21 protein-coding genes are annotated in these 19,952 nt (G+C 34.5%); 6 read left to right on the forward strand and 15 right to left on the reverse strand.

The window, feature by feature from the left end; all coding sequences use genetic code 11:
* The first annotated feature begins 44 nt into the window (after window positions 1–44).
* From P2Q73_RS01920 to P2Q73_RS01930, 3 genes are all read left to right on the forward strand, one after another.
* Window positions 45–605 carry an HTH-type transcriptional regulator Hpr gene (locus P2Q73_RS01920; RefSeq protein WP_056832441.1) on the forward strand — a complete coding sequence of 187 codons (561 nt, stop codon included), beginning with the start codon at window positions 45–47 and terminating at the stop codon, window positions 603–605.
* 91 nt (window positions 606–696) lie between these two features.
* Window positions 697–1,242: a DUF3267 domain-containing protein gene (locus P2Q73_RS01925; RefSeq protein WP_275783337.1), complete on the forward strand. Its 546-nt coding sequence runs from the start codon at window positions 697–699 to the stop codon at window positions 1,240–1,242.
* Between the two features lie 69 nt (window positions 1,243–1,311).
* A complete protein-coding gene (locus P2Q73_RS01930) occupies window positions 1,312–1,497 on the forward strand; it encodes a hypothetical protein (RefSeq protein WP_053588336.1) in 186 nt (61 codons plus the stop codon).
* A 260-nt stretch (window positions 1,498–1,757) separates the two neighbouring features.
* Here P2Q73_RS01930 and P2Q73_RS01935 read toward each other — a convergent pair whose 3' ends face one another.
* Window positions 1,758–1,862 carry a YjcZ family sporulation protein gene (locus P2Q73_RS01935; protein ID WP_275783341.1) on the reverse strand — a complete coding sequence of 35 codons (105 nt, stop codon included), beginning with the start codon at window positions 1,860–1,862 and terminating at the stop codon, window positions 1,758–1,760.
* 137 nt (window positions 1,863–1,999) lie between these two features.
* Here P2Q73_RS01935 and P2Q73_RS01940 point away from each other — a divergent pair, with 137 nt between their 5' ends.
* The gene (locus tag P2Q73_RS01940; protein WP_056832439.1) at window positions 2,000–2,932 is read left to right on the forward strand and encodes a peptidylprolyl isomerase; all 933 of its coding nucleotides are present in this window, start codon (window positions 2,000–2,002) and stop codon (window positions 2,930–2,932) included.
* Between the two features lie 163 nt (window positions 2,933–3,095).
* Here the strand turns inward: P2Q73_RS01940 and yhaM are convergent, their stop codons facing one another.
* The 6 genes from yhaM to P2Q73_RS01970 all read right to left on the reverse strand — a co-directional run bounded on the left by yhaM (window position 3,096) and on the right by P2Q73_RS01970 (window position 8,772).
* Complete coding sequence (gene yhaM / locus P2Q73_RS01945; RefSeq protein WP_275783345.1) at window positions 3,096–4,034, reverse strand: 3'-5' exoribonuclease YhaM; 939 nt, start codon at window positions 4,032–4,034, stop codon at window positions 3,096–3,098.
* On the reverse strand, window positions 4,031–6,739 hold the full coding sequence (locus tag P2Q73_RS01950) for an ATP-binding protein (RefSeq protein WP_275783347.1): 2,709 nt from the start codon (window positions 6,737–6,739) through the stop codon (window positions 4,031–4,033). The genes yhaM and P2Q73_RS01950 overlap by 4 nt, the downstream gene beginning before the upstream one ends.
* 2 nt (window positions 6,740–6,741) lie before the next feature.
* Window positions 6,742–7,950, reverse strand: coding sequence for a metallophosphoesterase family protein (locus P2Q73_RS01955; protein ID WP_275783349.1), 1,209 nt, complete (start codon window positions 7,948–7,950; stop codon window positions 6,742–6,744).
* 92 nt (window positions 7,951–8,042) lie between these two features.
* The gene (locus tag P2Q73_RS01960) at window positions 8,043–8,240 is read right to left on the reverse strand and encodes a hypothetical protein (RefSeq protein ID WP_275783351.1); all 198 of its coding nucleotides are present in this window, start codon (window positions 8,238–8,240) and stop codon (window positions 8,043–8,045) included.
* Window positions 8,241–8,258: 18 nt separating this feature from the next.
* Window positions 8,259–8,570 (reverse strand): DUF2178 domain-containing protein, encoded by a 312-nt coding sequence (locus P2Q73_RS01965; RefSeq protein WP_056832434.1) that lies wholly within the window; start codon window positions 8,568–8,570, stop codon window positions 8,259–8,261.
* Window position 8,571: 1 nt separating this feature from the next.
* Window positions 8,572–8,772, reverse strand: a complete 201-nt coding sequence (locus P2Q73_RS01970) for a helix-turn-helix transcriptional regulator (protein ID WP_275783355.1) — start codon at window positions 8,770–8,772, stop codon at window positions 8,572–8,574.
* Window positions 8,773–8,916: 144 nt separating this feature from the next.
* Between P2Q73_RS01970 and P2Q73_RS01975 the strand changes: the two genes are divergently transcribed.
* Complete coding sequence (locus P2Q73_RS01975; protein ID WP_053588328.1) at window positions 8,917–9,102, forward strand: YhzD family protein; 186 nt, start codon at window positions 8,917–8,919, stop codon at window positions 9,100–9,102.
* A 153-nt stretch (window positions 9,103–9,255) separates the two neighbouring features.
* On the opposite strand, the gene P2Q73_RS01980 is transcribed toward P2Q73_RS01975, so the two are convergent.
* The 4 genes from P2Q73_RS01980 to P2Q73_RS01995 form a co-directional block, all read right to left on the reverse strand.
* Entirely contained in the window at window positions 9,256–10,035 is a 780-nt protein-coding gene (locus tag P2Q73_RS01980) for an enoyl-CoA hydratase (RefSeq protein WP_056832432.1), read from the reverse strand.
* Between the two features lie 915 nt (window positions 10,036–10,950).
* Window positions 10,951–11,295: a YlbF/YmcA family competence regulator gene (locus tag P2Q73_RS01985; RefSeq protein WP_053588324.1), complete on the reverse strand. Its 345-nt coding sequence runs from the start codon at window positions 11,293–11,295 to the stop codon at window positions 10,951–10,953.
* Between the two features lie 19 nt (window positions 11,296–11,314).
* Window positions 11,315–12,457 carry a DUF445 family protein gene (locus P2Q73_RS01990; RefSeq protein ID WP_275783362.1) on the reverse strand — a complete coding sequence of 381 codons (1,143 nt, stop codon included), beginning with the start codon at window positions 12,455–12,457 and terminating at the stop codon, window positions 11,315–11,317.
* Between the two features lie 65 nt (window positions 12,458–12,522).
* The gene (locus P2Q73_RS01995) at window positions 12,523–12,912 is read right to left on the reverse strand and encodes a ferritin-like domain-containing protein (RefSeq protein ID WP_275783364.1); all 390 of its coding nucleotides are present in this window, start codon (window positions 12,910–12,912) and stop codon (window positions 12,523–12,525) included.
* Window positions 12,913–12,984: 72 nt separating this feature from the next.
* Between P2Q73_RS01995 and P2Q73_RS02000 the strand changes: the two genes are divergently transcribed.
* Window positions 12,985–13,188, forward strand: a complete 204-nt coding sequence (locus P2Q73_RS02000; RefSeq protein ID WP_053588321.1) for a YheE family protein — start codon at window positions 12,985–12,987, stop codon at window positions 13,186–13,188.
* Between the two features lie 205 nt (window positions 13,189–13,393).
* Here P2Q73_RS02000 and P2Q73_RS02005 read toward each other — a convergent pair whose 3' ends face one another.
* The 4 genes from P2Q73_RS02005 to chrA form a co-directional block, all read right to left on the reverse strand.
* Complete coding sequence (locus tag P2Q73_RS02005; RefSeq protein WP_275783369.1) at window positions 13,394–14,644, reverse strand: MFS transporter; 1,251 nt, start codon at window positions 14,642–14,644, stop codon at window positions 13,394–13,396.
* A gap of 94 nt (window positions 14,645–14,738) precedes the next feature.
* Window positions 14,739–16,478 (reverse strand): ABC transporter ATP-binding protein, encoded by a 1,740-nt coding sequence (locus P2Q73_RS02010; RefSeq protein ID WP_275783372.1) that lies wholly within the window; start codon window positions 16,476–16,478, stop codon window positions 14,739–14,741.
* Complete coding sequence (locus P2Q73_RS02015; RefSeq protein WP_275783375.1) at window positions 16,475–18,217, reverse strand: ABC transporter ATP-binding protein; 1,743 nt, start codon at window positions 18,215–18,217, stop codon at window positions 16,475–16,477. Before P2Q73_RS02015 ends, P2Q73_RS02010 begins: the two co-directional genes overlap by 4 nt.
* 396 nt (window positions 18,218–18,613) lie before the next feature.
* Window positions 18,614–19,771: a chromate efflux transporter gene (gene chrA / locus P2Q73_RS02020; protein ID WP_275783378.1), complete on the reverse strand. Its 1,158-nt coding sequence runs from the start codon at window positions 19,769–19,771 to the stop codon at window positions 18,614–18,616.
* Between the last annotated feature and the right edge of the window lie 181 nt (window positions 19,772–19,952).

Consider the following 19,952-nt stretch of genomic DNA (forward strand, 5'->3'; position numbering starts at 1 on the left):
GCTATAATGTTCGAAAGAAAAGAATCGAGAAAGAAGGGTTGGACATGACAGAACAGTTTTATACGATGAAAGAAGCAATGCTTTATAGTCAACGAATTGCTCAGCTTTCCAAAGCACTTTGGAAAGCTGTAGAAAAAGATTGGCAAATATGGATAAAACCCTATGACTTAAACATTAATGAACATCATATTCTATGGATATCGTATCATTTAGAAGGAGCGACTATTTCGGACGTAGCAAAATTTGGAGTAATGCATGTTTCTACCGCTTTTAACTTCTCAAAAAAACTAGAAGAACGAGGACTTCTTTCCTTTTCTAAGAGAGATACAGACAAACGAAACACATATGTAGATGTGACTCCAAAAGGAAAAACATTATTAGAAGAAATGTATCACAATTATCATGATACACCCCACTCTGTAATCGAAGGTTCTATACCGATGAAGGAGCTGTATGGCAAATTCCCTGAATTTATGGATGTGATGGCTGTCATTCGTAATATATATGGGGATGACTTTATGGAAATATTCGAGCGTTCTATTAAAAATATTGATGAAACATTCACAAACAATGTAATTGCATCAAGGGATGAAAGCGCTATATAAATTTTAATATATTCCCTATTGCTTTTTACAAGGAAACATCGTATTGTATGTATCTGAAAGATATTCACTTACGTATAGGAGATGCATACACTTGCATTGCTGGAAAACAATTAATGTGAAAAAACAATACGGCTTAGATCGTCTTTTTCTTTTATCTTCTTTGCTCGTTATAACTGTTTTTTCTGTCGCATATGTTTTGTTAGGAATTATTAATGATTCCACCAAATCCGATGATTACTTTTGGATATTCTTACTTACATTTTTAAGTATCTATCCAATTCATAAACTTTTACACTATATTCCTCTTTTTCGTTATAGAGAAAAAGTAAAATTTTTAATTATTAAGCAATATGGCTTTTTGCCAATCGTTAATTTGCGTGTGATTGAACCAATTAATAAGAATAGATTTATTTTTTCATTGTTAGCACCGTTTATATTTCTTAATCTATCCTTAGTCATCGCTGCTTTATTAGTTCCTATGTTTGCTCATTACTTTACTATGTTATTAGCTTATCACTGTGGAATTTGTTTAATAGATTTAATTTATGTAAAAAATTTAAGTAAGTCACCTAAAACAGCACTTATTGAAGAAACAGATGCTGGTTATGAGATATTAGTGGCTCCAGCCCAACCTTAACAATATCTACTACTTGTAAACTATGTTCCTTCTTTGATATGCTTACTAGTATATGAAGGGAGACTAGACATGATTATATTTACGTTGATTCTATTCTCAGCATTTTACTTAATACAAATCAATCGAATGACATTCGCTTTAGTAATGTCAAAAGAAATTCCAGAAGAAAAACACCCAAAGATTTTTCGTACCATTAATATATTGATTACGATACTTCTTGTAAGCTTCTATGTGGAATTAGTTTATACAGTATAAGAAAAGTGAAAGAAGCCAGCGACAATCAAATGACTGTTTTCTGCGACGAGCTTTCTGCAGGAGCAAACTGGCATTTGACATCGAGCTAACGGCGACTGCAACTGGACATTTACTTTGTAAAACATTTAATACTTTCTTATTTGAAAAAGAAAAAATTGACCCAAATCATGTAAATGATGCTGGGTCATTTCTTTTAATAAAAAAAAAAGGATGAAAAGAAGAACCAAGATCGTTTTAAACGATCTTAGTCCGCCCTTTCATTAGTAGATGAACGCTGCGCCTACAATGATTAAAAGAATAAATAACACAACAATCAAAGCAAAGCCAGAGCCATTGTTGTAACCACCATTATATTGTCCTCCCATTTTGAACACCTCCTTTTCAATGTATCCTATGCGATTTTGAAAAAAATCGGTAGGCAAATGAATGGGAACTATTTTTGTTTTTATTTCGTTTATGTTATAGTAACTACTGCAACACGAAGAAGTTAGGAGAGAAAACAATGAAAAAAACAGTATTGTCATTTACACTTGCAGCATCAGTCCTTGCATTAGGAGCATGTAGCAATGATTCTGCAGATAACAGTGAAGTAATTGCTACTTCAAAAGTTGGAGATATCACGCAAAACGATCTATATGAAGAAATGAAATCATCTATTGGAGACCAAGCATTTCAACTTCTTATGATTGAAAAAGTACTTGATTCTAAGTATGATGTGACTAAAAAAGAAGTAGACGCTCAATTGAAAGCTGACAAAGAGCAATTAGGCGAAAACTTCGAAGCTATGATCGCACAACAAGGTTATACAGAAGAATCATATAAAAAGTACTTAGAACTTAACTTACTGCAAGAAAAAGCTTTAATTGAAGATGTAGACGTTACAGAAGAAGAAGTTAAGGCAAAATATGAAAATATTAAAAACGAAATTAACGCTCGCCACGTTTTAGTTGCAGATGAAGCAACTGCTAAAAAAGTAAAAAGTGAACTAGAATCAGGCAAAGACTTTGCTGAAGTAGCAAAAGAATATTCTACTGAACCGGCAGCTCAACAATCTGGTGGAGAATTAGGTTGGTTTGGTAAAGGTGCAATGGTACCAGAATTTGAAGAAGCTGCTTTTGCATTAGAAAAAAATGTAATTAGTGATCCAGTTCAATCACAACATGGTTTCCACATTATTGAAGTAACGGACAAGCGTACAATCGAAGAATCATATGAAGATAAAAAAGCAGAACTTGAGAAACAATTAAAGCTTGAAAAAGCAGATACTTCTACATTGTTGACTAAAGTTTCGAAGATGATGAAAGACGCTGATATCAAAATTAAAGATGAAGACTTAAAAACTGCGTTAGATCAATTTTTAAATGCTTCAGACGCACCTGCTGAAGAAGGTACAACTGAAGAAGAAGCAGATACAACTACTGATAGTGAAAAATAATTAGATAAGCCCAATGTCTTTTTATGGACACTTTGGACTAAACCTCGTCTACACTATTATCTAGAATATTATTGAAAAGGGGAAAGTGACTGAGTCACTCTCCCCTTTTTTTCTCATCTGATCAGAAAAAAACGTAAAAGCATAGAGCTTTTACGTTTTTTTATTATTCAAATGTAGGTTTATAGAATGAACGGTTTTCAAGTGGGAATAAGCGCTCTGTAAATTCACCTGGATTCGTTTTATCTAAAGCCCGATTTAACATGTTCATCTTCGCATCAATATTGTCAATATAATGCAAGATTTCGGCTTCGCGAACCATTGGACGTTTTGGGCTTCCCCATTCTTCTTTACCGTGATGACTAAGTACCATATGTTGAAGGAGCATTACCTCTTCTCCTTCAATTTGAAGCTCTTCTGCAGCCTTCGATATCTCGTTCACCATAATTGTAATGTGACCAAGTAAATTACCTTCAATTGTATACGTAGTTGCTACAGGTCCAGACAGCTCTAGTACCTTTCCTATATCGTGCAAAATAATTCCCGCGAATAGTAAGTCTTTGTTAAGTGTTGGATAAAGATCACATAAAGCTTTTCCTAGCTTCAACATGGATACGATATGATCAATCAAACCAGATGCATAATCATGATGATTTTTTGTAGCTGCTGGAAATGTCATAAACTCATTTTGATGCTTTTTTAATAAATGTCGAGTAATTCTCTGTATTAACGGATTTTTCATCTCAAAGAAAAATTGCATGAGCTCTTCCATCAATTCTTCTTTAGATTTTGCAGCAGATGGAACCAAATCATTTATTGTAATCGGTTCATCTGCTTTTGCAGGTCGAATACTTTTTACACGAAGTTGAAATTTCCCACGGTAATCTTGTATTTCACCACCGACACGAACTATTTGACTTGCTGCAAATAGCTTTTCATGCTCTTCGTTTGTATCCCATAATTTAGCTTCTATATCGCCACTTTTATCTTGCAATAAAAGCGACATAAATGGTTTCCCAACAGTTGTAATTCCTTTTGTCGATTGTTTGATTAGTAAGAAATGATCTACTGGATCCCCTACTCGTAATTGTGTAATACCTTTCATTTCACAATCCCTCCACTTCCAGCTAATAATGTCGCTACTCGTATGACATTTACATCCTTCCAGACATATTGCATATTTTCATGACATGTAAAATACAGTAGTTGATGCTCTTTTTGTAGCTCCTCCATTAATTGTACCACTTGTTGTAATCGGAAACGATCGAAATGTACAAAAGGATCATCCATAATAATTGGAAAAGGTGCTTTCGTTTTTAATGATATAGCTAATGCAATACGTAGTGAGATATACGCCTGCTCTTTTGTTGCTTGACTTAGTTCTGCAATTTTAAAACGCTGTCCGTTATATTTCACAGCCTCAAAGATTCCTTCTGGTGTTAATATCAATTGTTCGTATGATTGACTAGTAAGCCTTTGAAAATAGCTTTGAGCCAAGTCTAGCACTTCGGGTAGACGTTCCTCTTTTAGTTGCACCATCATTTGTTTTATAGCTACAACAACAGCTTTTAATGCTGCCCATTGCTTCACATATTCTTGCAGCTCTGCTTTTTTTTGTTCTAGTTTTTGTAACATATCACTTTGCTTTTCATCGTGGAGCAGTATGTTAGTCTTATAATCTAAAGATGCTCTCTCTTGAATCAATTCATTACGATTCTTCTGGATATTAGTTAATTGTTCCTTGGTTTCCCGTTCAAACTCTTCTTCAAAGTCTTCTATGTCTATTTCTAGATTCCCTAATTGCATTTGTAACTGATGTAATTCTTTTTCTAAAAATACTTTTTGTTCAAATAATCGATGAGCCTCATAAAAATCACTTTCGGACTTTGCATTTGCTTCTTGAAATAGCGTTTGAATGCTTTCTGCATACACATCAAGCAATGAAGTATTTTCTTTTTGCTTAGTTACAATCTCAGTTATTTTATCTCGAATAGATTCATTTTCTTCAAATTTCTTTTTCTCTGAAAGATAGTGCTCACGAAGCTGATGGAATAACATGTCATCAATTAAGAAAATATCTGCTACTATTTTGGACTGCTCCAATAGTTCTTTCATTCTTATGTTTATTTCATTTAATTTTATTTCCATTTGATCGAGGTGGATTTGTTGCTCTTGAATTAAACGTAATCTATTAAATAGCTCTTTTAATAAACTCGGTGAAAGTTGGTTATTTAAATAATAATTATTTAGAAATAATTGTACATGCTGATTAATAGAATGCTCACGTTGCTCTAAATCATTTATTTTATTCTCCAGCTGATTAATTTGCTGAAATAGAGCGTCCTCTTCTTTTAATAATAGTTTTTCATATGTTTGTACATCTTCTGTTTGCGTCATCATTTTTTTCAAATAATTAAAACCAACAAAAACAATGACACTGACTATTAGTGAAGCTAATCCAAACATCCAATTGGATAGGACAAAACTAAAAATAATTCCCAAAAGAAGGATGGCACCGCTAAGTGTTAAGCTAATTCCATCTGCTTTACTTTCCTCTTTTTTAGTATGCCTCACTTCTGAAATACGTGTTTTCTGATGGTGAAGATCTTCCTTTTTCATTTGTAAAATACGTTTTTCCTGAAGCAGTTCACTTTCTAACTTTTCTCGTTCTTTTAAAAGAGTTATTAGCTTTTCTTCTTGTTGAATAGATACATCTGCTTCTGTAATGTTGCTTAAGTTCTTCTCCCAATCTATTCCTACAAGAGATAATTGCTGCATTTGATTTTGTAAGGTTTTCGTTTGTTCTTCTTCTATTTGTATTCGTTTTGCTTTGAGCTGATGCCATTCTGTTTCGTATGCTAAGAAGGATTTCAATCTTTCCAATTCTTCTACTGACAATATTTCATTATTATTCTTTAACTCTTTGAGATTGTCTCTTAACTGTTCATTCGCAATATTAAGGCTCATTCTTTTGTCTTTTATGATTTCATATCGTCTAATACCATCTGCAGGAAAAATCTGATCTTTGACTTTTTCAAAAGATTCTTCAAGCTCCAACTGCTTTTCTTTTAATGGTTTTAATTGCTTCCATTGCATATAAAGTTGTAATTGCGATTGGGCTTGTTTTTCTTGTTCAGATGATTGGACTAGAAGGGAGTCTATTTCCCTCAAACGATTAATAGATGGCTCGTACTCATTTACTTTTTCTAGATATAGCTTCCACTCTTCTTCTAATACACGTAGTTCATCTATTTTTTGATTTATGAGAGGTTTTTTGCCACTTGGTTTAAATAACTCACCCATTTCTTTGACAAATTGAGCTTCCACCTTTGATAATGTGTCCATACCAGTCGTTCCGGAAGCAAGCAAAGTTCGGGTTAACTCTTCTTCAGTCAATTTTTCAAAGCCCTGTAATTGAAGAAGTGAAAATGAAAAAATCGCCTCAAAATCAGAACGATTATATGAATGTAAGAGGGATGCTAATTCTTTTTCTCCTCCACGGTCTCCATTCTCAAAGTAAACTATGACGTCACCGCTTGCTTTTCCTTTAATCCTTTCAATTACCACACTTCCCTTTTGTTCATCGTAAAATTGAATCTTTCCACCATACATTGCGCCACTTTTCGGTTCATATCTTAATAGTTGTGCATTTTTTTGTGGAAAGCCAAAAAGTATATGCAAAATGAATTGCTGAATGGACGATTTTCCAGCTTCATTTTCACCATATAGTACGTTTAATCCAGATTGAAAGTTTATTTGTACATTTTCGTGCTTTCCAAAGCCATAAATATGGAGTTTTTCAATTTTCATCGTTATTCACTCCTCTTTGCTAAAACGTTTGAAAGCAGCTGTTCAACTTCATTTATCGTTTCCTTCACAAACTCTGAACTAATTGTCTCCAGATATCTACTACCTTTTGGGTGCTGATATAATTCCTTTAATGCATATTTCCAGTCGGCATTGTTCCATTGTTCTATAGACTGAACAATAGCAGAGGATTCACTCCATATCTCCTTAGGCATTTGTATTCGGAGCTTTTGAACAACGATAAAATTTTCCTCTCCACGTATACTTTCTTGTATTATTTGGAGCCATTCTTCATTTGTAGAAGATTGTAAAAGTTCTTCCGTATCTTCCGTAATATCAGTTAACATTACATCAACAATTGCACTTCCATTTGATTCTATATAATCACGAAGGGTTACTTCTATGAGGGCAATCAATTCATTTGCATGAATTATTCCATCACAAGACACTGCTACCTCGTCATAAATAAATGCAGAAGAATGGATAAATTGAAGGTTAGCTTGTCCTTTTGTTAAGGAAACCTCATAGAATCCTTTCAAACCCTTTTCGTTTCGGTGTCTACTTTGTGTATTACCAGGGTAGACGATAGGAGGGTCATCAGATAAAATTTGCCGCTTGTGAATATGACCTAGTGCCCAATAATCATATCCTTTACTTATTAAATCCGCTTGTCGAAAAGGCGCATATACATCATGTTCTTCGTTTCCTTCGATACTTCCATGTAGCATTCCAATGTGGAAATCTAATCCATTCGCTATTGGATAATGGACATGCATGGCATCACGAATATGCCTCTCCTTATAACTAAATCCTGATATATGGACTTTATTACCTTCCACTTCAAGTGTTTTTGTGTCTACTTCTTCCCCAAACACGTCTACATTGTCAGGTAGTTGGAATCTCACCCAATTGCCACTCAAATGATCATGGTTTCCATAGCAAATAAAAACAGGGATACCTACAGAAGAAAGCTCTTCCATCCCTTTTTGAAATAGATGCTGAGCACGTAAACTTCTATTTTCTCCATCATAAATATCACCAACAATTAAAATAAAATCAGGCTTACTTGCTTTTGCATAATTAATAATATTTGTAAAAGCTTTAAATGTACTTTCACGTATATCCTGCAATTTATTTTGCGGTATAGAGGTAAGCCCTTTAAATGGACTATCTAAGTGTAAATCAGCTATATGTAGAAAACGAACTCCAGTCATTTACCACACCTCACAAAATCGAATATTTGTTCTTATTTTATCATAAAGAAAAGATTGTATACAGTGAAATGTGTACAATCTTTAATAAAAGTTTACAAACTTTTTCGTTCTTTTTTTATTTGTTGAACATTGATTATTAGTCCGGTAAATCCAGCTGCAAAGGAAGGAAAAATACTATATAAAAAATAATTCCGTTCATTTGTTAGTAGTGAGATCAAAAGAAAAAATAGAGGGATTCCGATTAGTACAAATAAGGAAACGAGTAGAGCAAATTTAGTATTTTTTTTCATAAAAATCCCCTCCGATTTTTAGTTATCCTTACTAGCTATTACAGCACCTATTAAGTAAGAAGTCATATGAATTACCCAAATAGCAGTCATTAAGAAAAAGTAAAGACCTGGACCTTCAATAGTCAGGATAATCATCCATACGATTAATATAACAACAGTAGTTGTCATCCAAGAAATGGATCTTGCCTTTTCATGTATTCTCGTATATCTTTCATCGAACCACCGTTTTTTCTTACCTATTTTTCTATTGATTAATAAAACAATAGCCATTACTACAATTGCAAGAGGCAAACCTAACATAAATGACACTAAATCAAATTTCTCATACATACTAATCTTCCTCCTCATAAATAAATATGTCTTCGATCGTACAATTGAACAATTTTGAAAGCTTAAAAGCTAATGTGATGGATGGATTATATCTTCCCTTTTCTAACGAAATAATTGTTTGTCTGGAAACATTAAGCATTTCCGATAGTTCATCCTGTGTCACCCCTAATGCCATTCGTTTATCTCTAACTAAATTTTCCATGTATACTCCTACCTTTATTGTAAAGCTAACTTTACGTAAAGTGTACTTTACTTCTCTTTCATTTGTCAAGCTAACTTTACATTTTTCTTTTAATGTTTTTGTTGTATAATATTAGGTATAAGAAGAACAAAGGGGTGTTGATTCTTGAAAACATATAAATTTACTGCATTTGAACCAACAGGAAAGCTTATTGTAGAAGAAACATGGAATTTCGATAACGACGAAGACGCGAAGAAAAAAGGCGAGCAATTTATTGAAGAAAAAGGCTTTACTAAAACGACTCATCGTTTAGTGAACAACGCTGGAAAACTTGTTTTATTTCACGTGTAATTTAAAAAGGACATAACCCCCAAAGGGGTTATGTCCTTTTTTTATACCCATTGAAGCTTCTGCAATTTTTAGGTTATCGAGGTTAGTCAGGCTTCATCCTCATGAAAAGTATGTGCCCATGATTTAACAACCTCTATTTTTACTTCCATTCTTTTATTCCCCTTTGAAAGTAGGCTTGCGTTTTTCAACAAAAGCTTGAATGCCTTCTAGATGGTCAGCCGTTTTACGCAAAGCAGTCTGAGCTATAGCTTCTTTTTCTACTACTGCTGCTAGTTCATCTACTTTTGTAGCGTGTAATATTTCTTTCGACGCAATCATAGCCGCTATTGGCGACTGGAGAAGTTTCTGTGCATAGGAATTTGCTGTTGTATAACCTAAACCATCAGAAGCCACTTCATCCACTATGCCGATTTTTTGCGCTTCCTTTCCTGAAAACAGTTGCCCACTCCACATAAGTTGTTTCGCCTTTGGGATTCCCACTCTTTCTTTTAAGAAGAAATGCCCGCCTCCATCTGGTATTAGCCCTATGCCAATAAAGTTCATAGCGAGCTTACTATTTTCTTCCGCGATAATAATATCGCAGCCCAGTACCATACTGAAGCCTAAACCTGCTGCGGCACCGTGAACAGAGGCAATTGTAATTTGAGGTAATGTATATAATGTTTTTGCGAGTCTCCCAAGATACACCATGACTTCTTCAATATTAAAAGGATTCTCTGTATCCAGCATTGCCTTAATGTCTCCTCCAGCAGAAAAAGCACGCCCCTCTCCTTTAATAATCAACACTTGTACGGAGCGATCTTCTTTAAGAGACTCTAAACATTCCGCTAGCTCTTTCATCATCACATCATCCATTGAATTCATGGCTTGTGGTCTATTTAATGTTAGCGTAGCAATTCTTCCTTCTTTTTCTAACAATAAAGTCTTATACATAGCAATTCCCCTTTATAAGTGAATGGTTATTCATTTATTAATAATTCGACATCTAATAAATTATTCCTTCTATTATTTTCAGCTCTGTTAAACTTCATTTTTATGTGTTTAAACATCAGGGGCAGTTATTGCTCCTGCCTAGACTCATGTGTATCTTGTGGCAAGCGTATATCGTAGTCTTAAAATAGCAAATAAATTAGGCTTTAGTTTCCAGGGAATACTACTTATCTATATGCATTCGCGCTGGCCGCACGTCCGCATGAGCCGCTGTATGCGCTAGACGCATCCATCTGTCTCATACGGCACGTCATGCGGCTGGGAAGGCGCAAATGAAGGTGTCAGCCATTACAAATAATAGGTTTTCTATTAACATGCGTTTATATAGAATTGGTAATTCTAAATACGTTAGCATTGATTTATAATCTACTCTTTAAAGTGCTGATTAATTTGGCTTTAGGTTATAGAGTCTACTTATCTATATGCATTCGCGCTGGCCGCACGTCCGCATGAGCCGCTGTATGCGCTAGACGCATCCATCTGTCTCATACGGCACGTCATGCGGCTGGGAAGGCGCAAATGCCAGTGTACTCTCTTGATAAGGTAAGTAGATGCTATTATATGATTGTTAATAAACAATCCTGAATACAGGATGTTCATTTACTTATTTATCAAATTGTTTCTATTTCATCGAATGTTTCCAGGATTGACGCCTTGCCTCTCACTCCGCAAAAGCGTTAAGAAGGAGCGACTCATCTTTCGGTGGCTCATGCTTAGCTTGCGGCAAGCGCGGATCATTGTTTCTAGTATTCTATGTTGTTTAAAATATATTTAAGATATAAAATACTATATCCCACGTTGACTTAATAATGGTCTTTAAATTAAAAAAGGATCTCCTATTTTAGGAGATCCTTAGCATTAAATACCTTCGTATAATTCTTGTACTGGTTTAATTAAAACTCTGTTTACTTCTTCAATTAACTGACTTAAACTCATTTCTGCTTGGAGCATTTGAAAGATTTTTTCATTTCCTTGAGCAAGCTGTGCAGTTTTTTGTGCATATTCTAACTCTTCACCAGAAATTTCTTCCCCCTTCATTTGCTTTTCTTGAAGGGAAAGTTGAATCTTACGAAAGCTTTGGAATAATGCAAGTGCCTCAGGATCTGCTTTAACAGATTCCACCGCTGCTTTTACCTTAGCAAATTCATCGGTTTTACGTAGTGTTGCTTCCAATTTATTAATATCATCGTAAATATTGACCATTTTTATTAGCTCCTTTTATTTAGCTTGTAATAAAGACGATTAGTCCCTGTATGATCCCTATAAGACCACCTAAGACTCCACCAAGTACTGTAATCATTTTAAACTCACGTTTCGATATACCTAAAACGATTTCCTCTAAACGTGCTACTGGGAAAGAATCGACTTGCTCTTTTACCATATCTTCTAATTTCATTTTACGCAATACTTCTTCTAGCTTAGCTTCCGCTTCCATGAATGCAAAGGAAGTCAATTTTGGGACAAGCGTAGTTTGCGTCCATTCTGTCGCCTCTGGGAAATAATGAACTAAACTATGACTTAAACGCTCTTCGATTGCTAGTTCCTTCTTCAAATAACTTTTTACATTTTTTACGACTGGTTCAAAATCAAAGCCGTCCATTATTTCCACAATTGGTCGGTCTTTAAGCTTTTCCCACTCATTACGAACAATATTTTCTAGCATATTTTTGGTACCTGGTGCTTTTAAAAACTTTAATATTTCTGGTTGCACTTTTCCTGCAAGAGAGGAAGATTCACCAACAAACATTTGAATCATGCTTCCAAGCGTTCCTTTAGTAGATAGGAAATCATCAATTAAATTTTTTACAGTACGTTTACCTTCTTCAGACTGAAAAAATTCTTCTCCTTTAAAAAGGATGTATGACACAATTTCTCTTATTTTACTATCTGCTTTAAACTGCCAATCTTCCGGAGCTAACTGTCTAATCGTCTCCTTTTCAAAACGGTTTTTTAAACGATTAAATTGTATATCCACTTGCTCATCTATTTTCGTATTAGCTATCGTTACAATATTTTCAATGCCACTTAGCTTTAACCAATCTTCAATCGTTTTATCAGAAAGTAGAATTTTCTCATTTAATTGTCGAACGATTAACTTCGTAGTCTTGTCTTGCATTTCTTCATTAAAATATTTTCTTTTGAAAATATCTGGGGTCAATAAGTGATTGATTACTGTATTTCCTAGTTGTTTGGCAAGTTCATCTCGTCTCTTTGGAATTAAACCAGGTGTGAACGGGATTCGCCAAGATCCAATATATTTTGCCTCATGTGGTCGAAAAAGCATTTGAATAGCAAAGTGATTTGTTACTGCCCCTATCGCTGCTCCGACTGCTGCCATGAATAAAATCGTCCAAAATAAATCCATCTATTTCACCTTTTTCCTCTAGCATATAATTTATTATAGCAGAGGAAGGACAAACACTAAAAGAATTACAATGCGTTGAACATTGTCGAAAAACGTATAGCATGCTCCGTTTCATCATGCATTGCCACAAATAGTGGCGCATATGCTTGCTGAACAGGTATTTGGAGCAGCATTTCTTTATACATTTCAGCTCCTTCTAACTCATCTTTAATCGCATTCTTTGCACAAGTTTTTAAGTCTATGCAAGGTGGCTTTTTTTTCAGACTTTGAACATAAGTCCCTGTCAGCATATAATAGAGTTGTTGAAACATTTCATAGTGGCTTTTTTCATCTTCATAAGCATGTTGAATAAACCCTTGCCAATATGGATCGTTCGTCAATTTATACATATCTTTATAGAAATGGTAATCTGCGTATTCATTTTGAATCGCAAGTTGTAATTTTTCAATAAACAAGTAGATGCTCCTTCACTAGTCATTTCTACTAGTGTATGCATGGAAATTATGTCACATGAAAGGATGATTATTTTGTTACAGCATTTTAGCTTTAAACCACTATATGAAAATAAGCAATTACCGGGCTGGTCTATCTCATTCTTCTATAAACAAGTACGATATACAGGTGAATACGAACCGGATGGCACAATCAATTGGAATGGAATCGTACCAGCTGATGAAGAAACTATAAAAAAAATGATTCATGAGCTAATGCTGTTTCACGTTTACGATTAACAACATAAAAACTGCATGTGCTAAAAAAAACACATGCAGTTTAGTATTTTATTTGTCTTCTAAATAATCAAATACAGATCCTAGAAACACTTTTCCTGTTGTCTTTCATCAAACACATCTCATTGGTTCTCCCTCTACTTAACTTCATTCTCATCTTAAACTCGGCACGTGTAATAGTTTTATAGATTATGATAATCACTTCGTTTTACATTGTACCAATTTTTTTCCGGCCAAATAAAACATAAAAATAAGTGGAAGCTATGATATAAAGAACTCCTGTTATTGTGAAGGTATAAGCATACCCCCAATATGCTCCATATGTCATTACCAATCCTGTAGAGATAGCTCCAGTGCTAGCCCACCCAATATTGAATACCATCTGGTTTACTGAATTGGCAAGCCCCTTATATTTATCATGAACTAAATCCATTGCAATAGCACTTTGTATTGGATTTCCAGCATTCATAAGTGCTTGACGTAGCAAAAATCCCATTGATGCTACTAGCAAGGAATTGGTATAACCAGTGATAAATAAAAAAGGGATTGATAGTAATTGAAAAATTACAAGTGCACGAACCTGCCCTACTCTTTTTACAAGTGCTGGGCCAATAAGCATTGCAATAGCCGTCATTCCTGAGCCTAATGATAATATCAAACCAATATATGAATTAGATGCATCAAAACGGTTAGCAAAGTATAAGTTCAAATAAGGAATAACTAAACCTGATCCTGTACCGATTAACAAGTTGGAAAAACCAAACAATACAATGATTATGCTATTTCTTTTGAAAGAACTTGGTAATTCCTTCTCACTTGTTTTAGCAGTTTTATTTTCTTGTCTTGCTATTGGTTTTAATTTAAATAAAGGGATTAAGCCTAGTGCGAATACAATGGTACCTACTATTAAAACCCATTTTATCGATTCCTGAATAGGCATAGAAGCATACAAGTGTAGTGCATCAGCTAATACACCTCCACCGAAACTTCCAATGACACTTGCAATGGTCACTAAAGAGAAATGGATACTAAACAAATGCATACGTTCACTAGCATTCGAGTTTTCTGCTAAGAAAGGGACACCTGAAACTTGGACAAGCGCCATGAATAGTCCAGTTAAAAATGCGGCATAAATTAACGATTGTTCTTCCACGATTACACTTCTATAAAATAATGTTAACACTGTCACCATCGAACCAACAATAATCATCCATTTTCGTCCAAAACGATCGCTTAAAAAGCCAGCAGGAATTAACATGATTGCTGATGCAAGAGAAGTCATCGTAATCACTTTACCATTTACGGTTTCAGGAAATCCCAGCTCCTTTAAATATAAATTATACATGACAGAAAAAACTCCCATACCTACTTGTATAAGAATATTTGCCATCATGAATAACCGTATATTCCTATTGAATGAAGATATTTTTGTTTTCCAATCTTTTAGCCACAGGATCATAAGATACCTCTCTTGCTTTTTATTTCGTCTCACTAAATATACGATTTTCGATAGAAAACTTCAATACATAAAAAAGGGAATATCCCCGCACGTATTATACGTGCTGAGATACTCCTGCTTGTAATTTATACATTTGTTCATAGCGTCCTTGTAGCTGTAGCAACTCATCATGCGTTCCACTCTCTACAATTTCACCACGATCTAATACTAAAATTCGATCTGCATTCTTAATAGTAGAAAGTCGGTGTGCAATGATAAAAGTTGTTCTTCCTTTTTTCAATACATCCATTGCATGCTGTATTATTTCTTCCGTTTCTGTATCAATATTTGAAGTTGCCTCATCCAATATTAGAATGGCAGGGTCGAAAGCAAGTGCTCTAGCGAATGAAACTAGCTGTCTTTGTCCAGAGGATAGTGTACTACCCTTTTCAATTACAGGTTCATCTAAACCTTTTTCAAGATTCTTTAATACTCGCTCTCCCCCAACTGCTTCCAATGCAGCCTCCACTGTCTTACGGGAAATACGAGGATCATTCAAGCTTACGTTTGACTCGATTGTTCCTGAAAATAAATAAGGATCTTGCAAAACGATACCCATATGATCTCGTATTGTTTGCCTTGGTAACGATGTTATATCAACACCATCAATGAGAATCTTTCCTTTTGATGGATCATAGAAACGGAACAATAAGTTCATAATCGAGCTTTTTCCTGATCCAGTATGCCCAACAAGTGCTACCGTTTCCCCTTTATTGGCTACAAAGTTTAAATTTTTTAATACATAATCCTTCTCTTTATATGCAAAAGATACATTCTGAAACTCAACATTTCCTTCATATCGTTCCATACGTTGATCTTCCACTTTTTCTCCTGATTCATCAAGTAAACGGAACACACGATTACCTGCAACAAGAGATCTCTCCAATTGCGAAAATTGGTTCACAATTCCTGTAATCGGATTAAATAGTCTTGTCGTATAATCAACAAATGCATAAAGCATACCTGCTGAAATGATTGTATTTGGTTCCATGGACTGGCTACCAAAATACCAAATAAACATAATAAACATTAAGGATCGTAAAACACTAACTAAGTTAAATGAAGTTGCCGAATCAAGTGTAAGCAATTTATTTTGATAGCGGTAATGTTCTCCATTCATCTCTTCAAATTCACGTTCCATTTGCTTCTCTCGTTTAAAAGCTTGAATAATGGACATACCTTGAATTGATTCGTTCAACATTGCATTTAAATCGGCGATCTTCGTACGAACAATATGATTATATTTAGAAGCATATTTTCGATATCCGATCATCCATACATAAACGATTGGTACAACAAAAAGTGCCATTGCAGCCATTTTTACATTTAGGATAAATAAAGCTACATAAACACCTGCGATTGAAATAATACTTGTTGCAAACTGAGATAGTACCTGCACATATAGATTACGAATAGCTTCTGTATCATTTGTAACACGTGCAACTACCTTACCAGCAGGCAAGTTATCAAAATACTGTATTGGTAACGTTTGTATATGCTGAAATACATCATTTCTCAGCTTTTGTACAACACGGTTAGCCCCAATCTGAAGATTAATAAACATAAAGTATCTAAAAACTGCTGTTACAATCGATAAACCAAAGAATACAGCTAATAGCATTAATATAGGCTGAAGATCAATAGCCCCTTCTGTAATATGGTCGTCGATAATTTTCTTTGCGATGAATGGACCGGTTAAGTCTGCAAACACTGCAATTGTTAAAAAGATTAAACCAAGTAAAATTGGCTTTTTATAAAATAACGCATAATGGTAGAGTCGTTTTCCTGTACTCATGACGACACCCCCTCAAGCTGTTGACGATCGTATTGCTCTTTATACCAACCATTTTGCTGAAGAAGTTCCTCATGAGTACCTTCTTCTACAACCATTCCTTCGTCTAAAACGATAATATGGTCTGCATGTTGAATACCTGACAATCGATGCGTCGTAATAATTGTTGTCTTCCCACTACGTTCATTTTGTATATTTTCAATAATTTTCGCTTCTGTTTTCGCATCCACTGCGGAAAGCGAATCATCTAATAGTAAAATCTTTGGATTTTTAATAAGTGCTCTTGCAATAGATACCCGTTGTTTTTGACCACCTGATAAAGAGACACCCTTTTCTCCTACCAATGTTTCAAGACCCATCGGCAAGTTCATCAAATCACGTTGGAAATGCGCTAATCGAATTGCTTCTTCTAGCTCTTCTTCCGTTGCATCTTCTTTACCAAAAAGAATGTTTTGACGAATTGTCCGTGAGAATAGAACATGATCCTGCGGAACGTATCCAATCCATTCTAGAACTTGCTCTTTTGTTTGCTCAGAAATTGCTATATCTCCAATTGTTAGCTGTCCAGCTCCAATAGGATATTCCTTTAAAAGTTGTTTCATAAAGGTTGTTTTTCCTGATCCTGTTTTTCCGACAATACCAAGTGTTTGCCCTTTTTGAAGGTTTACTCGGATATTTTGAAGATTTTTCACCTGTGACATTGGATATTGGAAACCAACATCTTCAAATCCGATGGAATTCACATCATATAGTTTCACAGGACTCAATGGATCTTTTACATCAGCTTCATAGTCCAGCGTTTCTTGCACACGATCTAAGGAAGCATTCCCACGTTGCATAACATTGATTAATTCTCCAATTGCAAACATTGGCCATATTGCCATCCCTAAGTAAACATTAAATGTGATTAAATTCCCAACTGTCATTTCATTTTGTGAAACGAGATATGCACCGTAACCTAAAGCAACTACATAACTAATACCTGTACCTACTTTTGTAATTGGACCAAATAGTGCATCAATTCGTTCAACGACCATATTTTTTTGGTATACTTCTTCACTCATGTCTGCAAACTTCTTTTCGTCTGCTCTTTCTTGGACATATGCACGAATAACACGAACACCAGCAACAGATTCAAGAACTCGGTCATTTAAATCGCCAAATGCATCTTGTGCAGTCATATATTTTTCATGAATTATTTTCCCTAAATATTGCATGATAAAAGCTAAAATCGGAATCGGTAATATTGCAAAAAATGTAAGCTTCCATGAAATAATGAACCCCATCGCTAGGATGAGTGCTGCCATATACATCGTTGAATCGATCAATGTCATAATTCCAAAACCAGCTGTAGTTGCAACCGCATTTAAATCATTTGTTGCACGAGCCATTAAATCACCCGTACGATTTTTTTCATAAAATGTTGGTGTCATACTTAAAAATTTTCTATTTAATTTGGTTCTTAAAATACGCTCTATCGTAATAGAGCCACCAAATAATTGATATTGCCAAACAAAATTTAGCACATATCCAATGATAATTATGCCGATAAAGTAGAACACATACATCGTTAATGAATCTGGAGTCATATTCCCCGTTGTAATGGTATCTATTGCTTCTCCAACCAACCACGGAGGTATTACTTCAAATGCACTTGCTACTATGAGCAAGCTAACAGCGACTGTATATCGCTTCCAATGATCACTAAAAAACCACTTTAATTTAAATAAAACCGAAAACATTATTTAATCCCCTCATTTCTTCTCTCTCTTAAATAAAAACAAGCTAGCCACCTTCTAGAGATTCCTTTAATAAAATTTGTTTTGTCCGTTGAATAGTCATATTCAAACCCTTCCTTTCTTACATTTTCACTAAAAAATGGAAATAAATGAACACAAAAAAGCACATTACCCATATTACGGTAATGTGCTTTTAAATAGACAAAGTAAACCTAAAAAATGTCTATTATAAAATCATTTATCGTTCGATGGTAGGCATGAAAAAATTATTAAGTTGTTTTTTATATCAATTAAACGAATCATTTTTCATACCTCCATTTCTCTTTTTTTATTTAGTGTCCCTTAACATTAGCATATAAAAATTTCCAATGTCAACACTTTTCTAAAAAAAGGGACTAATTAAATTATATGCATAATGGCTCCAAAAATTGCACTAAATAATACTACGTAAATTGGCGGCCATTTATACACAGAAAGCAACGTAAAAGTAATAAGAACGATAACAAAATCCATCGTACTATTCACTGCACTAGTAAAAACAGGATTATATAATGCAGCAAGCAGGATCCCAACTACTGCGGCATTTACTCCTTTTAATGCCGCTTGTATACCTCTTTTGGAACGAATAACTGTCCAAAAGGGTAAGGTCCCAATAACTAATAAAAAAGAAGGTAAAAACATTGCAAAGACAGCTATCAGCGCACCTGGAATCCCTGCAGTTACCTGCCCTAAATAACCAGCTAATGTAAATAGTGGCCCCGGAACAGCTTGAGCTGCACCATACCCAGCAAGGAAAATATCTGGTGAAACCTCTACTTCTCTTTGAAGCATTGGTAAAACAACATGCCCTCCACCAAAAACGATGGAACCAACTCGATAATAAGCATCAAACATAGAATAATAAACAGAGTTAAATAATGGTTTTAATAATGGCAATAAAATCAATAAAACAAAAAATATAGTCCAACTTAAGAATCCTATTCTTTTCCCAAAAGAAAGTGAAATTTCTGGAGCATGCTCCACTTCCTCATTTTTATATAAAATATATCCAAAAACTCCTGCTGCAATGATTATACAAATTTGACCGATAGCGGTTGGAATAAGTAATGTCAATATAGCACAAGCTACTGCAATAGAAATTCTTATACGATCTGGGGCAAGTGACTTTTGCATTCCTAAAAGAGCATGAGCAACTACCGCTACCGCCACTATTTTCAAACCATGTATCCATCCACTATCAAAAGAACCTGTAGCCGAAACAAACATAGCAAATAACATTAGAAGAATAACTGATGGCATAGTAAATCCTAACCAAGAAATAATACCGCCAGCTATTCCTCCACGAAGTAAACCTATAGATATTCCTACTTGAGAAGATGCAGGACCAGGTAAAAATTGACATAACGCTACAATGTCAGCGTATAATTTGTCATCCAACCATTTTCTTTTCTGAACATACTCTTCACGAAAATATCCTATATGTGCAGAAGGTCCACCAAATGATGTTAATCCAAGTTTTGTAGATGCTTTCAAAATTTCGATATATGTATTTTTCAATGTAGAACCCCCATTCTATCTTTCTATTATTATCTTATAAATTCAGCACTTTTAATGATAAGTTTATGTAAATTTTCTTTGAGTGAAAAGATATAGGCTTAATCTGTTAAGTAGAAAGATTTGTAATTTACATGACATTATTTTATTATTAAAACTATAAACTATTTTTTAGAAAACAGGA

Source organism: Bacillus sp. Cr_A10, assembly GCF_029222665.1.
Classification (GTDB): domain Bacteria; phylum Bacillota; class Bacilli; order Bacillales_A; family Planococcaceae; genus Psychrobacillus.

Coding starts and splice junctions, on each gene's coding strand:
- P2Q73_RS01920 (WP_056832441.1), top strand. CDS start 45: ATGACAGAACAGTTTTATACGATGAAAGAAGCAATGCTTTATAGTCAA.
- P2Q73_RS01935 (WP_275783341.1), bottom strand. CDS start 1,862: ATGGGAGGACAATATAATGGTGGTTACAACAATGGCTCTGGCTTTGCT.
- P2Q73_RS01985 (WP_053588324.1), bottom strand. CDS start 11,295: ATGGTCAATATTTACGATGATATTAATAAATTGGAAGCAACACTACGT.
- P2Q73_RS01940 (WP_056832439.1), top strand. CDS start 2,000: ATGAAAAAAACAGTATTGTCATTTACACTTGCAGCATCAGTCCTTGCA.
- P2Q73_RS01950 (WP_275783347.1), bottom strand. CDS start 6,739: ATGAAAATTGAAAAACTCCATATTTATGGCTTTGGAAAGCACGAAAAT.
- P2Q73_RS01955 (WP_275783349.1), bottom strand. CDS start 7,950: ATGACTGGAGTTCGTTTTCTACATATAGCTGATTTACACTTAGATAGT.
- P2Q73_RS01930 (WP_053588336.1), top strand. CDS start 1,312: ATGATTATATTTACGTTGATTCTATTCTCAGCATTTTACTTAATACAA.
- P2Q73_RS01965 (WP_056832434.1), bottom strand. CDS start 8,570: ATGTATGAGAAATTTGATTTAGTGTCATTTATGTTAGGTTTGCCTCTT.
- P2Q73_RS02010 (WP_275783372.1), bottom strand. CDS start 16,478: ATGAGTACAGGAAAACGACTCTACCATTATGCGTTATTTTATAAAAAG.
- yhaM (WP_275783345.1), bottom strand. CDS start 4,034: ATGAAAGGTATTACACAATTACGAGTAGGGGATCCAGTAGATCATTTC.
- P2Q73_RS02005 (WP_275783369.1), bottom strand. CDS start 14,644: ATGATCCTGTGGCTAAAAGATTGGAAAACAAAAATATCTTCATTCAAT.
- P2Q73_RS01960 (WP_275783351.1), bottom strand. CDS start 8,240: ATGAAAAAAAATACTAAATTTGCTCTACTCGTTTCCTTATTTGTACTA.
- P2Q73_RS01970 (WP_275783355.1), bottom strand. CDS start 8,772: ATGGAAAATTTAGTTAGAGATAAACGAATGGCATTAGGGGTGACACAG.
- P2Q73_RS01990 (WP_275783362.1), bottom strand. CDS start 12,457: ATGGATTTATTTTGGACGATTTTATTCATGGCAGCAGTCGGAGCAGCG.
- P2Q73_RS02015 (WP_275783375.1), bottom strand. CDS start 18,217: ATGTTTTCGGTTTTATTTAAATTAAAGTGGTTTTTTAGTGATCATTGG.
- P2Q73_RS01980 (WP_056832432.1), bottom strand. CDS start 10,035: ATGTATAAGACTTTATTGTTAGAAAAAGAAGGAAGAATTGCTACGCTA.